The organism is Cellulophaga baltica 18 (genome assembly GCF_000468615.2).
In the GTDB taxonomy this organism is placed as follows: Bacteria; Bacteroidota; Bacteroidia; order Flavobacteriales; family Flavobacteriaceae; genus Cellulophaga; species Cellulophaga baltica.
On record NZ_CP009976.1, the window covers coordinates 2,616,056 to 2,629,107 of the forward strand.

The 13,052-nt window shown below is 34.8% G+C and carries 12 protein-coding genes; 1 reads left to right on the forward strand and 11 read right to left on the reverse strand.

From position 1 onward, the window contains the following. Positions 1–3: 3 nt before the first annotated feature. From lepB to udk, 9 genes are all read right to left on the reverse strand, one after another. The gene (gene lepB / locus M666_RS11105; RefSeq protein ID WP_029445908.1) at positions 4–1,704 is read right to left on the reverse strand and encodes a signal peptidase I; all 1,701 of its coding nucleotides are present in this window, start codon (positions 1,702–1,704) and stop codon (positions 4–6) included. Positions 1,705–1,740: 36 nt separating this feature from the next. Then, positions 1,741–2,442 (reverse strand): 4-hydroxy-tetrahydrodipicolinate reductase, encoded by a 702-nt coding sequence (dapB, locus tag M666_RS11110; RefSeq protein WP_029445909.1) that lies wholly within the window; start codon positions 2,440–2,442, stop codon positions 1,741–1,743. A gap of 5 nt (positions 2,443–2,447) precedes the next feature. Then, entirely contained in the window at positions 2,448–3,110 is a 663-nt protein-coding gene (locus M666_RS11115) for a DUF5683 domain-containing protein (RefSeq protein WP_029445910.1), read from the reverse strand. Further along, positions 3,100–4,005 carry a ParB/RepB/Spo0J family partition protein gene (locus M666_RS11120; protein ID WP_024480056.1) on the reverse strand — a complete coding sequence of 302 codons (906 nt, stop codon included), beginning with the start codon at positions 4,003–4,005 and terminating at the stop codon, positions 3,100–3,102. Before M666_RS11120 ends, M666_RS11115 begins: the two co-directional genes overlap by 11 nt. Then, positions 4,005–4,778, reverse strand: coding sequence for a ParA family protein (locus M666_RS11125; RefSeq protein WP_024480057.1), 774 nt, complete (start codon positions 4,776–4,778; stop codon positions 4,005–4,007). The genes M666_RS11120 and M666_RS11125 overlap by 1 nt, the downstream gene beginning before the upstream one ends. A 345-nt stretch (positions 4,779–5,123) precedes the next feature. Then, the gene (gene scpA / locus M666_RS11130) at positions 5,124–7,277 is read right to left on the reverse strand and encodes a methylmalonyl-CoA mutase (RefSeq protein WP_029445911.1); all 2,154 of its coding nucleotides are present in this window, start codon (positions 7,275–7,277) and stop codon (positions 5,124–5,126) included. Then, positions 7,270–8,634: a methylmalonyl-CoA mutase subunit beta gene (locus M666_RS11135; protein WP_029445912.1), complete on the reverse strand. Its 1,365-nt coding sequence runs from the start codon at positions 8,632–8,634 to the stop codon at positions 7,270–7,272. Before M666_RS11135 ends, scpA begins: the two co-directional genes overlap by 8 nt. Further along, on the reverse strand, positions 8,627–8,959 hold the full coding sequence (locus M666_RS11140; protein ID WP_024480060.1) for an FtsB family cell division protein: 333 nt from the start codon (positions 8,957–8,959) through the stop codon (positions 8,627–8,629). The genes M666_RS11135 and M666_RS11140 overlap by 8 nt, the downstream gene beginning before the upstream one ends. 26 nt (positions 8,960–8,985) lie before the next feature. After that, entirely contained in the window at positions 8,986–9,594 is a 609-nt protein-coding gene (gene udk / locus M666_RS11145; RefSeq protein WP_024480061.1) for a uridine kinase, read from the reverse strand. Positions 9,595–9,790: 196 nt separating this feature from the next. On the opposite strand from udk, the gene M666_RS11150 reads away from it, so the two are divergent. Beyond that, positions 9,791–11,005 (forward strand): multidrug effflux MFS transporter, encoded by a 1,215-nt coding sequence (locus tag M666_RS11150; RefSeq protein WP_029445913.1) that lies wholly within the window; start codon positions 9,791–9,793, stop codon positions 11,003–11,005. Positions 11,006–11,033: 28 nt separating this feature from the next. On the opposite strand, the gene M666_RS11155 is transcribed toward M666_RS11150, so the two are convergent. Both M666_RS11155 and M666_RS11160 read right to left on the reverse strand, forming a co-directional pair. Next, positions 11,034–11,765 carry a M949_RS01915 family surface polysaccharide biosynthesis protein gene (locus M666_RS11155; protein WP_029445914.1) on the reverse strand — a complete coding sequence of 244 codons (732 nt, stop codon included), beginning with the start codon at positions 11,763–11,765 and terminating at the stop codon, positions 11,034–11,036. 53 nt (positions 11,766–11,818) lie between these two features. Further along, positions 11,819–13,030, reverse strand: a complete 1,212-nt coding sequence (locus M666_RS11160; protein ID WP_029445915.1) for a DUF4272 domain-containing protein — start codon at positions 13,028–13,030, stop codon at positions 11,819–11,821. Positions 13,031–13,052 lie beyond the last annotated feature (22 nt).

The following is a 13,052-nucleotide window of genomic DNA, read 5'->3' on the forward strand; positions in this document are numbered from 1 at the left end:
GTATTATTCTTTTTTAGCCTTCTTCTTTTTTCTAAAATAATCAAATCCGAAATAAGCAACTAAAAGGATCAAGAAATATTTGAAATAGGAAGTAGGTTCACCATCGCCGCTAACGGTAGTAAACACTCGTTCCCAACGAATATTCCAATTTTTAAACCCTTCTGTGAAATGGTCAATACTCATCCAAATAAATATGGGCGTACCTACAATATGGTCTTCAGGAACATATCCCCAAATTCTACTATCTTCAGATCGGTGTCTATTATCACCCATCATCCAATAATACCCTTGGCTAAATGTATATTGATCTGTAGTTGTGCCATCAATTATAATCTGGTTACCAGAAACGCTAAGCGTGTGATGTTCGTAATCACGGATGATTTTTTTATAGTATGGTAAATTTTCAAGCGTAAGCTTTACCGTTTGCCCTTTTTCAGGAAGATACACGGGTCCAAAATTGTCTACCGTACCTTCTAAATTTTTATTCTGAGGGAAAACGGCAGTACTTGCATTATGTTCACTAAAACGAAGAACTTCGGTAATACCAGATTTACCCACTAAAGCAGCTGCTTCAGCATCGGTCATATTAAACAATGCCATATTCTTTACATTCTCTGCTTTCAAGAATGAAGCGACATTGTTGGCTGAAAAATTACCTGTATAGTAATTGTAGGTAGCATCAGACTTTATAAGTTCAAGAGAAGTTCTAGTCTTTAAGATTTCTTCTGCTTTATCTTGTAATAAGGCCTCTTTTGGGATTTTTATAATACCACCAGCGTAATTTTGCATCCCGCCGGCTAAATCAATTATAGTATTGTCTATGTCCTTATCTGCAATGACTGTATGGTAAAACTGTGGTTTAGCGCGGTAAGAGAGTGCTAATTTTTTTCCGTTAATAAATACATCACCATTAATTACAGAAAGCGAATCTCCAGGAGTACCTACACAACGTTTTACGTAATTAGATTTTTTATCTACGGGTTTTATAACCCCTTTATCTTTTTTGAAAAATTGATACACCGTATCTGCGGGCCAACTAAAAACAACAATATCATTCTTTTTTACTTTCTTAAAACCAGGTAGTCTAAAATAAGGTAATTGAGGTTTTGTTAAATATGATTTTACACCCAATACAGGAAGCGTATCATGTACCATTGGAGCGGCTATGGTAGTCATTGGTGTTCTTGCGCCGTAATGAAATTTACTTACAAATAAGAAATCACCCACCAATAATGTTTTTTCTAAGGAAGATGTAGGTATTACATAAGGTTGTACAAAATACGTATGTACAATACTCGCGGCTACAATAGCAAATACGATAGAGCTTACCCATTCTCCTGCAACTGTTTTTGGTTGTAAACTTCTATTTTCAATGTAGGTTACATCAAGAGCGTAATTTACATAATACGTGTAAAAACCAAAGCTTAATAATACTAACCAAGTGTCTAATAAAGAGTTCTTACCAAAACTACGAATGGTCTCTACCCAAATTACAGGGAACATTAATAGGTTAATGATAGGAATAAATAGCAAAATTACCCACCATTTTGGGCGGTTGATAATTTTCATCAATACGATAGCATTATATACAGGTATTGCTGCTTCCCAACCTTTTCTACCGGCTTTAATATATAATTTCCAAGTACCTAAAAAGTGAATTACTTGAATAACTACTATAAATATTAACCACTGCGTTCCGTTCATTATACGTATGTATTTAGTGCTGTATGTTGTTGTTTCTTAATCAATATGTAATACGTCTTTCATAGAAAAAACGCCATGTTTACCAATAATCCATTCTGCAGCAGTTAAGGCGCCTAAAGCAAACCCTTCTCTATTATGTGCTGTATGCTTAATTTCAATACTATCTACATTACTGCCGTAAGTAACGCTATGTGTTCCAGGAACACTAGCTTCTCTAATTGCTTTTATGGGTAGTATGTGATCTTTGGTGGCATCTAATTCCCAACCTGTATATGAAGTGTTTTTGATAATACTTTCTGCTAAAGTTATAGCAGTTCCGCTAGGAGCGTCTAGTTTTTGCGTATGGTGTATTTCTTCTAGAGATACATTGTAGTCTCTTAGATTCGCCATCATTTTAGCTAAATATTCATTAAGCTCAAAAAATAAATTTACTCCTAGGCTAAAATTAGAAGCATATATAAAGGCTCCATTATTTTCATTACATAAAATAACAGCCTCTTCATAACGGTCTAACCATCCTGTAGTGCCACTTATAATTGGAGTGTTGTTTTCTAAACACATTTTAATATTATTGAAAGCTGAAGAAGGCTGACTAAAATCTATAGCAACATCAAAAGAAGAAAAATCTATTTCAGTGGTGTCATTATCAATTTTTGCGACGATAGTATGGTTCTTTTTTAGCGCTAAAGCTTCTATCATTTTCCCCATCTTTCCATATCCGAAGAGTGCAATTCTCATGTTCTTTAAAATTTTATAGTTAAAGCCATACCATAATTTGGCTGAGCCGTAATCTCGTTGTAATCTAAGTAAGGCTGAAAATCTACACTTAAATTATCATCTACATTAAATTGTTTTAGGTGAGAGTCAACATTAGCATCAATGATATTCAATACATATAAGCCAATAGTAACCAAGACCATTAAATCGCGATCTCTTTGAAAGTTTTCTTGTGCATCCTGTAGTGCATCTGTAGAAAACTCCGGTTCTGTAAGTTCTGTATCGCTAAAAGGTGCCAAGTCATAAAACTCGTCATCTGTAAAACCTGCTTGTCTGCTTTTAAAGGCCGTTCTAAAACGTTTGTACTGGGTGTTGTTGTAGTCGTAAGCATAAATACTGGCTCCTAAGGCAGCGTAAACAATAGGCACTTTCCAGTACCTTTTATTATAGACTTGCCCCAAACCAGGAATTATAGCTGAATAAAATGCAGCTTTGGCGGGTGCTAAAGGGTTTATTTCAACACGTTTTTTGAATACCGAATCTTTAACAACAATACCCTGACTTTTTAAATCAGTTTGAATGCTGTCTAATTCAGTATCTTCTTTTGGTGTAGGTTTCTCGTCTTGTGCTTGTGTCGCAAAAGTAAACCCTACAAAAAATAGTAGAAAAAATAAGAATTTATTCACCAAGAATTAATTTTTTAATACGCTCAAAATCCTCCTTAGAATTAAAAGGGATTGTTAATTTTCCTTTTCCTTTATCCGTAGCTTTTGCCTCAACTTTTACAGATAAGTAAGAATTAAAATCATTCAAACTATTTTCAATAAAACCTGGGGTTTTAGTTACTTTAGATACGGTTTCTTTTTGGCTGGTACTTGGGTTTTGGTATTCTTTTACGGCTTTTTCTGTATCACGAACAGATAAATTTTGACTAATTATTTGTTCGTATAAAGCAAGCTGGTCGTCTTTCTTATCAATATTTACAAGCGCTCTACCATGACCCATACTTAAAAAGCCATCTCTAATACCTGTTTGGATGATAGGATCTAATCTAAGTAAACGTAAATAATTAGTTATCGTAGAACGTTTTTTACCGACACGTTCACTCATTTTTTCTTGCGTTAATTGAATTTCATCAATTAAACGTTGGTAGGATAATGCAATTTCAATAGGATCTAAATCTTGTCTTTGAATATTCTCTACCAAAGCCATTTCTAACGATTCTTGATCATTAGCAATACGGATATAGGCAGGGACCGTTTCTAATCCTACCAATTTAGAAGCTCTAAATCTTCTTTCCCCAGAAACTAACTGGTATTTGTTAAATTCTAATTTACGAACTGTAATTGGCTGAATAACCCCCAATTCTCGAATAGATGAAGCTAGCTCATGCAGAGCTTCATCATTAAAATTAGAACGCGGCTGAAAAGGGTTTACCTCAATAGCATCTAAATCTAACTCTACAATATTACCAACAACTTTATCTGCATTTTTATCGGATGCAGTTTTAATATCATTTTCAGGGTCTTTCAATAAAGCAGATAGACCTCTACCTAATACTTGTTTTTGGGTTGCTTTCGCCATTATACTTTCTCCTTGTTTTTGTTTAATACTTCTTGTGCTAAACTTAAATAATTAACGGCACCTTTACTAGAAGCATCATATTTTATAATACTTTCTCCATAACTTGGAGCTTCACTCAATCTCACATTACGTTGGATAATGGTATCAAAAACCATTTCGCTAAAATGCTTACGCACTTCCTCTACTACTTGATTAGATAATCGCAGACGAGAATCATACATTGTTAATAACATCCCTTCAATATCCAATTCAGGATTATGAATACGTTGTATACTTTTTATGGTATTTAATAATTTGCCTAAACCTTCTAAGGCAAAATATTCACATTGTATAGGAATAATGACAGAATCTGCAGCGGTTAACGCATTCAACGTTAGTAGACCTAATGAAGGAGCACAATCTATTAAGATATAATCGTACTTTTCTTTAAGTGACAATATGCTTTTTTTCATCATATATTCACGCTCTTCCTTATCGACTAATTCAATCTCAATCGCAACTAAATCGATATGCGCCGGAATTAAATCTACATTAGGAGACGTGGTTTCAATGATAATTTCTTCTGCTGTCTTAGTATGTTCTAATAATTGGTAGGTACCTATTTCGATACTGTCAACATCTATACCTAAACCAGATGTTGCATTTGCTTGGGGATCAGCATCAATTAAAAGGACCTTTTTCTCTAGCACGCCTAGGGCTGCGGCTAAATTTACGGTTGAAGTGGTTTTGCCGACACCACCTTTTTGATTTGCTATGGCTATTATCTTGCCCATAATATAAAGTAAGTTAGGGGCTAAAAATACGATTATTTACAATGCTAAAAAATGTATTTTGTTAACAGTTCGTGAATAAACGTGGCTTAGAGCGTTAAAAATGGTTAATATTTTTACCTATAAAGATACAATATGCCAGATTTTGAAATTTTTTTTGCGCTAAATTATTGATTTTCAATAGCTATTTAAGTAGATAAAGTACTAAAAGTGCAACACCTTATACCATTATTTATACAAGGACTAAAAATTACTATTTTGTACTTTATGTATCTTCTACATTCTCAAATTTTTCATTCACTACAATATTTTTTTAGCTCCAAAAGCTTAAATATTCGGGTAAACGTCCTAATCAATTAAAATTTCTAAAATTTCTATAGCGGCATCACTTATTTTAGTTCCAGGTCCATAAATAGCAACGGCACCAGCGTCATATAAAAATTGGTAATCTTGCTTTGGTATGACACCACCAACCACCACCATGATATCTTCACGGCCGTATTTTTTTAATTCTTCTAGTACTTGAGGAACAAGCGTTTTGTGTCCGGCAGCTAAAGAAGATACGCCTAAAATATGTACATCATTCTCTACCGCTTGTTTTGCGGCTTCGGCAGGTGTTTGAAACAAGGGGCCTATATCTACATCAAAACCAAGGTCTGCATAACTGGTTGCAACTACTTTTGCTCCACGGTCATGACCATCTTGTCCCATTTTTGCAACCATAATTCGCGGTCTTCTACCGTCCTGTTGTGCAAAAACATCAGCAAGCTCCCTAGCTTTTTTAAAGCTTTCATTGTTTTGAATTTCTTTAGAATACACGCCTGTAAATGTTTTAATAACTGCTTTGTGTCTATTGTAAACGGCCTCTAATGCATCACTGATTTCTCCCAATGTGGCACGTACACTAGCGGCTTCTACTGCTAAAGCTAATAAATTTTTATCAGGTTCTGAAGTTTGTTCGGTACCATCTGCCTTTGCTATTGCAGCATTAGTTAACTTTAATAGCGCAGATTTTACAGCAGCTTCATTGCGGTTTTCTCTAATTTGTGCCAAGCGTTCTAGTTGCTGTCTACGTACTTCTTGATTGTCAACTTCTAAAATATGCAGTGGATCTTCTTTTTCTAATCGGTAACTATTTACACCAACTATTTTATCTCTATTGCTATCTATTCTTGCTTGTTTTTTTGCTGCGGCTTCTTCAATACGCATTTTCGGAATTCCGGCTTCAATAGCTTTAGTCATTCCGCCTAATTCTTCAACTTCCTCTAAAAGGGCCCATGCTTTTTCTGCAATTTCATGGGTTAAGCTTTCTACATAATAACTACCAGCCCACGGGTCTACCGTTTTTGTTACTTTGGTTTCTTCTTGAATGTAAAGTTGTGTATTTCTTGCTATTCTGGCAGAGAAATCTGTTGGTAATGCTATGGCTTCATCCAAGGCATTGGTGTGCAAGCTTTGGGTGCCCCCTAAAACTGCTGCCATAGCTTCAATAGTAGTTCTAGCTACATTATTAAAAGGATCTTGCTCTGTTAAACTCCAACCACTGGTTTGGCAATGCGTGCGTAAGGCTAAAGATTTATCGGTTTTAGGATCAAATTGTTTTACCAATTTTGCCCAGAGCATTCTTCCTGCTCTAAGTTTCGCGATCTCCATAAAATGATTCATGCCAATTCCCCAAAAGAACGAAAGGCGTGGGGCAAATTCATCAATTTTAAGGCCAGATTTTAATCCGGTTCTAATATATTCTAATCCGTCTGCCAAAGTATAGGCTAATTCGATATCTGCAGTTGCACCAGCTTCTTGCATGTGATAGCCAGAAATACTAATGCTATTAAATTTTGGCATTTTCTGACTCGTGTATTCGAAAATATCTGCAATAATTTGCATGGAGGGTGTAGGAGGGTAGATGTACGTATTACGTACCATAAACTCCTTTAAAATATCATTTTGAATAGTTCCTGATAATTGTTCTAATGAAACGCCTTGTTCTTGTGCTGCTACGATATAGAAAGCAAGAATAGGTAAAACAGCACCATTCATGGTCATGGAAACCGACATTTTATCTAATGGAATTCCATCAAATAAAATTTTCATGTCTTCTACAGAATCAATGGCAACCCCTGCTTTTCCAACATCACCCACTACGCGCTCATGATCACTGTCATAACCTCTGTGGGTAGGTAAATCAAAAGCTACTGAAAGCCCTTTCTGGCCTGCTTCTAAATTACGTCTGTAAAAGGCATTACTTTCTTCTGCAGTAGAAAACCCTGCATATTGCCGAATAGTCCACGGTCTAAGGACGTACATGGTAGAGTACGGACCTCTTAAATAAGGTGGAATACCAGCTGCAAAATTTAAATGTTCTACATTTTTGAGATTGTCTTTTAAGTAGGATGATTTAATATCAATACCTTCCGCAGTTTCAAATGCACTTGTTGGAGTACCCGTTTCCTGCAGAGAAGAAGTATCTAGCGTGATATGTTGAAGGTCTTTTCTATTCATTTTCCAACCTTTTTTGTTCTAATTCTTCCGATAACCTTCGTTCTAAAATAGGTTCTATACTGCTTTTTCTAGGCTTATTTTTTGCAAAAGGGAATAATTCTAAATCACCCTTCATTTTATCTAAGCTAGATTCATATTTATTGGTGCCTACTAGTATTTCTTTTTTTGCATCAAATAACTCTTGCTCTTTTTGAGCACTTTCTTTAATTTTCTTTTGAATGGTATTTGTTTTCAACTGACTTAAGAATCCGCCTGCTTTTTCTAATTCTTTAAAAAGCGCCAATGCTTTTTCTGCCAGTTGTTTTGTAATACTCTCAATATAATAAGAACCGTCTGCAGGATTAGTGGTTTTATCAAAGTAGCTTTCTTCCTTAAGTACAATTAATTGGTTGCGAGCAATACGCTCCGCAAATTCATTAGTTTTATGATATAGTGCATCATAAGGAATATTGTATACGGCATTTGCACCGCCTAATATGGCCGACATGCATTCTGTGGTGCTACGAAGCATATTAGTATTATAGTCGTATATCGTTTTATTTCTTTTAGAAGTAACCGCCAATATGTTGCAATCTTCCGGAGCTCCGTACGCTGCCGCTAATGTCTTATAGAGTAGGCGAAGGGCTCTGATTTTAGCAATTTCAAAGAAGTAATTACTACCTATTGCTATTTTAAAATTGATGTGGAAATTTTGAATTTGTGTAGTAGGTATTCTGTTTAAATATTCATTTGCATGGGCTAAACTATAAGCTAATTGCTGCACGTGGTTTGCTCCTGCATTTTGGTAGTTGGTAACATCCAGTGTTAAAGCATTTGTGGTAGCTGCAATACCATCAAACTGCCTAAAATCTTCTTCAGCACTTGCATACCAATTACCCGATTTTGTTAGGTGATGAATTAGATCAAAATTGAAATAGAATTCGGCTTCTAAGCCTTTTAAGTAGGCATGAGCATTAAGAATGTATCCAGAGGATAAAAACTGAAAGTCAAAATATAAACTTATTTTTTGTACATCAATAGAAGCTAGCAGTCCTTTAACCGAAACACGTTCATCGGGAAGTGTAAACAGGATGCTTTCAGCCCCTTTTTCTATGGCTTTAAGGGCTTTTTTATTTGCAATCTCTTCATTACCTGCGTATATACCTTGCGTAATTTTCCAAGGTTTTAAAGGCTTCGGGATAGCATTTTCTAAAACACTATCTTCTGAATTATAAAACGGCTTTACTTTAATACCTTCTAAAGATTCCCAAACTAAACTTTCATTATAATCTTTACCTTTTAGATCAAACTGAATTTTTTGCTTCCACTGTTGGGTAGAAACATCGGTAAACTCCTTAAAAAGCTTCGTGTTATTCATCGTCCTCAGTTTTTAGGCTATCTGCATATTCTATTAAGTAGATTTCTTCGTTCTTTCTTTTTAGATAGTATTGTTCTCTCGCAAATTTTTTAAGCTCGTCCTGATCAGATAGTTTTTCAATTATAATTTTGTCCTTTACAATTTCATTCTGCAAGTACTCTTTCGTTTTCTCGAGCTTATTAATTTCTTTTTTAAGTTCAAGATGTATTAAAAGAGAATTGGTATCAAAAAAAAGCATCCAAATGACAAATACGGTGAGCACCAATACATACATATTGGTAGCGATTGAAAACCACTTTTTTTCTTTTAACTCCTTAATTTTCATTGAGCACGTGTCGTAAGGTTACTAAATTACACCAATTTTTCGTTTATAATACTCTTTACAATTTCTACGGCAACAGTATTATATTTATTATTAGGAATAATAATATCAGAGTACTCTTTAGAAGGCTCAATAAACTCTTCATGCATAGGTTTAATTATAGACTGATACTTACTGATGGTTTCATCAAGATCCCAGCCGCGCTCATTTACATCTCTTTTTAAACGTCTGATCAAACGCTCATCAGAATCTGCATGTACGAATATTTTAATATCAAACATTTTTCTAATTTCAGGATTGGTAAGTATTAAAATACCTTCTACAATCATTACTTTTCTAGGATGCGTAGGCACGGTTTCGTCTGTTCTATTGCATTCTAAAAAAGAATATACAGGCTGTTGTATTGATTTACCCTCCCGCAAATCTTTTAAATGTTGCGTTAAGAGTTCAAAATCAATGGAATTTGGATGATCAAAATTTGTTTTACGACGGTCTTGAAGCGTGAGATGAGATAAATCATTATAGTATGAGTCTTGCGAAATAACACCAACTTCACCTATTGGAAGTTCGTTAATTATCTGATTTACAACTGTAGTCTTTCCACAGCCCGTTCCTCCCGCAATTCCAATTATAAGCATTTCAATGAATTTTGTGACAAAAATAGGTATTTGAAATAGAATATAAAGTACGAAATGATAAATAGGATTAACGGATCAATGCTTTAAGCATATAAAAATCTAAGCATCTTAAATTTCTATTAATACTACATTTATTTAACAGAAATGATTACGTAAAAGAACCTTCTTAGAACTCGCTTATTGTTATTTTTGCAGGATGAAAAAAGAGAGTGCCAAACCTAATTTTGAGTTCATTGCATTAATGGCGTCTTTGATGTCTATTGTAGCCTTGTCTATAGATGCATTATTGCCGGCATTATCAGACATAGGAATAGCGATTAATACCTTAGATTCTACAGATCATCAGTTGTTAATTACTATGATTTTCTTGGGCTTGGGTGTAGGACAATTATTTTTTGGACCATTATCAGATAGTTTTGGTAGAAAGCCAATTATCTACATTGGTTTCTTTATTTTTATCGTTTCTAGTTTCATCTGTGTTTTTGCGAATTCTTTAGAAGTTATGATCATTGGTAGAATCTTGCAGGGTATAGGTTTGTCTGCAGCAAGAACTATATCTATATCAATAATTAGAGACACATATGAGGGGAACTATATGGCAAAAGTAATGTCTTTTGTTACTGCATTTTTTATACTTGTTCCTGTGATTGCTCCTGCTTTCGGTAAAATTATTCTTGAGCATATGGGATGGCAAGCAATATTTTATATGCAAGTATTTTTTGCGCTAATTGTAGGTACATGGTTTTGGAGAAGACAAAAAGAAACCTTACATCCAGAATATAAAGTGAAGTTTACTTCTCGTGTTTTTATTAGCGGCGTAAAAGAATTGGTAAAGCATAAAGAGACTTTGGCTTGTACTACAATTTCAGGTCTTATTACCGGGGCCTTTTTAGTGTATTTGAGTTCCGCACAGCATGTTTTTGAAGATCAATATAATTTAAAAGAAACCTTTCCTTATTTATTTGCGGCTTTAGCCGTTTCTATTGGGACTTCTACTTTTTTAAACGGAACCTTAGTGTTGCGTTTTGGGATGCGAAAATTAGCCTTTATCGCTTTGATTACCTTTACATCACTTTCTTTGATGTATGTGGCCTTATTTTGGAATAGTGCTAATCCTAGTGTTCTGGTATTAATGATCTTCTTATCGCTAATATTTTTCTGTTTAGGATTTATTTGGGGAAATATGCGTTCTATTGCTATGGAGCCTATTGGGCACATTGCTGGAATAGGGGCGGCGATTACTGGTTTTATATCTACCCTCGTTTCCATTCCTATTGCTACCTACATTGGTAGTTATATTACGATAACTGTTTTACCCTTGTTTGTTGGTTTGAGTTTGTGTGGAATAACAGCAATAGTTATTTTCTTGTTGTTTAGACAGGGACCTTCGGAAATTGTGGTTGAGGGGTAATTTAAATGTTCTTAATAGGGAAGGGCTATTAGAACTGCATGCTGTCTTCGCATTTAATACTATCCCAACGCTCTGCTAAGAAAGTTTTGAAGATGGCATTATGTTGTACTGTAGTACTCATCGTAAAATCTCCGCCATAAGCGTTTTCTGACCCACACATGATCATAGTTGCACCTCTCAGGGCATATTTTTCAGTGTCCTCATACATGATTATTTTTAAGGAACTAGGATCCATTCCCCCACGACAAACACTTATATATGGAATGCTGATTTCAGAAATTCCGTCCTCATCGACATCGGTAATAGTGGTAGCTTTTGCTAAAAACCCTATATACCAATCTACCCCAAAACATTCTGTATAGTCGTAAATTTTCCATTTTCTTTGATAGCTAGATTCTTCCTTGTTTTTGGTAAATAAATAGGCGTAGAGCTCTGCTTTATCTTGTACCATATAGTCTATTCCGTTTTCCTCATAATCTTTCCAATTAAAATGGCCTGTTACGGTTTGTATTAAAAGATTATCTCCTATACCATCTTCCCATTGCAAGGCTTCTACAACGGTACCTCTAAAATCTAAGGCTTTAGGAATATCATCATAGCTTAAGGTATCTATTTTAAGTTTGGTATTAGAATGTGCGCTATCCCAAATACCCAACCACAAATCGGGTTCTAAATTGCTAAATTTTTCTAAATGAGCTTCTGATTGTGCCGATATAATAGTCGTAACTATACATAGGAGAAGGGGTAGGATTTTTTTCATTGTGCAATTGTTTACGGAGCTAAAAGTATAAGTTTGTAGTTTAATATGAATAATTACGTGTTTGTTTGAACAGCATCCCAATCTTGATTTTGGTGATTTGTAAGCCAATTTAAGGCATAATGCCGTTCATAAACTACACTAGAATTTATTCCTCCTGCAACTTCGTTCCCGTTGATTCTGGCATCTACGCAAGCCCAATTCATGCGGTATGTCTTATCTAGTTCATCTAAAATTTCAAACGGACTTTTTAATTTAACCATTTTTTCAAAATTTTCTCGTGAAGGCTGGAAAATGGCACTTACGATAGCGCTTACGTCACAAATTTCGTCTGGATATTTTAATTCTTCTGTTATTCCTAAGGCCCATAAGACTACATACAAACTTTCATAACGCCAAGTGGCATATGCTCTTTCTTGATCGCTTAAGGTTGCTGCGTCATATATAAATGTTTCATAGGGCGAAAAACTATTAATTTGCTTGGCTTCAACAGTTTTTATTAAATGTTCTTGTTCCACATCCTCACCTTTAGCGGCAATAACGAGTAAGGCATAGGCTCTATCAATTAGTTCTTTTTCAGTTCTTACTTCTACAGCTACAGCATCAATAGTGCAGGGCAAATTCTTGTTCGTTTTTATCCCATGCTGTTCTAAAAAAGATTCTGATTTTTCTTTGCGTTCTATTTGTTCCTTAGTATAGCTTTCTGCGGGTTGATCATGATATTTTGCATCAACATTTACTTCCAATTCTTGAATTTCGCAAGCACCAGTGTTATCTATTATTAGGTTTAAGTGCTTATCTGCAAAATATTGCCCTTGAGATTTAGCGAATAATTTGTTGGGTTGTGCAAAGATGTATGCGTCTAACTCTAGTGCTAATTCTCGTAAAAAAGTTTCAAATTCCTGGGTTATTTCTGGTGTTGCTATAAAAGCAATTTCACAATTAGCCGCCTTAACTTTGTGTAAAAATTTGTTTTTTATAGCTTCATTTTTGGCTGGAAATGCTTGAATATAATTGACCATACCTTCTAAGTTTTGGGTCAGGCCACACGCTACTTTATCAAGCGTGTACGAAGGGTTTTTTCTTTGACGATAATTTAATTTTAAGGATTTCGCCTTGCTGAAAAAACCACCTTTAAGAGTTGCGGTAATTGATTTATTTTCTTCCTGATCCTGCACATCAATATGCGCCTTTGGTACGTGCTTTTTTAGTAATTGTACAATTTTTTCAAATTCTAGTTTGTGGCTGTAAAGAGTACAGTTTTCCATATAAAAGATAGGTTTTATGAGC

Excerpts from the sequence above, each read along its gene's own strand:
- M666_RS11160 (WP_029445915.1), bottom strand. The coding sequence starts at position 13,030 with ATGGAAAACTGTACTCTTTACAGCCACAAACTAGAATTTGAAAAAATT.
- lepB (WP_029445908.1), bottom strand. The coding sequence starts at position 1,704 with ATGAACGGAACGCAGTGGTTAATATTTATAGTAGTTATTCAAGTAATT.
- M666_RS11135 (WP_029445912.1), bottom strand. The coding sequence starts at position 8,634 with ATGAATAACACGAAGCTTTTTAAGGAGTTTACCGATGTTTCTACCCAA.
- M666_RS11125 (WP_024480057.1), bottom strand. The coding sequence starts at position 4,778 with ATGGGCAAGATAATAGCCATAGCAAATCAAAAAGGTGGTGTCGGCAAA.
- scpA (WP_029445911.1), bottom strand. The coding sequence starts at position 7,277 with ATGAATAGAAAAGACCTTCAACATATCACGCTAGATACTTCTTCTCTG.
- udk (WP_024480061.1), bottom strand. The coding sequence starts at position 9,594 with ATGCTTATAATTGGAATTGCGGGAGGAACGGGCTGTGGAAAGACTACA.
- M666_RS11155 (WP_029445914.1), bottom strand. The coding sequence starts at position 11,765 with ATGAAAAAAATCCTACCCCTTCTCCTATGTATAGTTACGACTATTATA.
- M666_RS11150 (WP_029445913.1), top strand. The coding sequence starts at position 9,791 with ATGAAAAAAGAGAGTGCCAAACCTAATTTTGAGTTCATTGCATTAATG.
- M666_RS11120 (WP_024480056.1), bottom strand. The coding sequence starts at position 4,005 with ATGGCGAAAGCAACCCAAAAACAAGTATTAGGTAGAGGTCTATCTGCT.
- M666_RS11140 (WP_024480060.1), bottom strand. The coding sequence starts at position 8,959 with ATGAAAATTAAGGAGTTAAAAGAAAAAAAGTGGTTTTCAATCGCTACC.
- dapB (WP_029445909.1), bottom strand. The coding sequence starts at position 2,442 with ATGAGAATTGCACTCTTCGGATATGGAAAGATGGGGAAAATGATAGAA.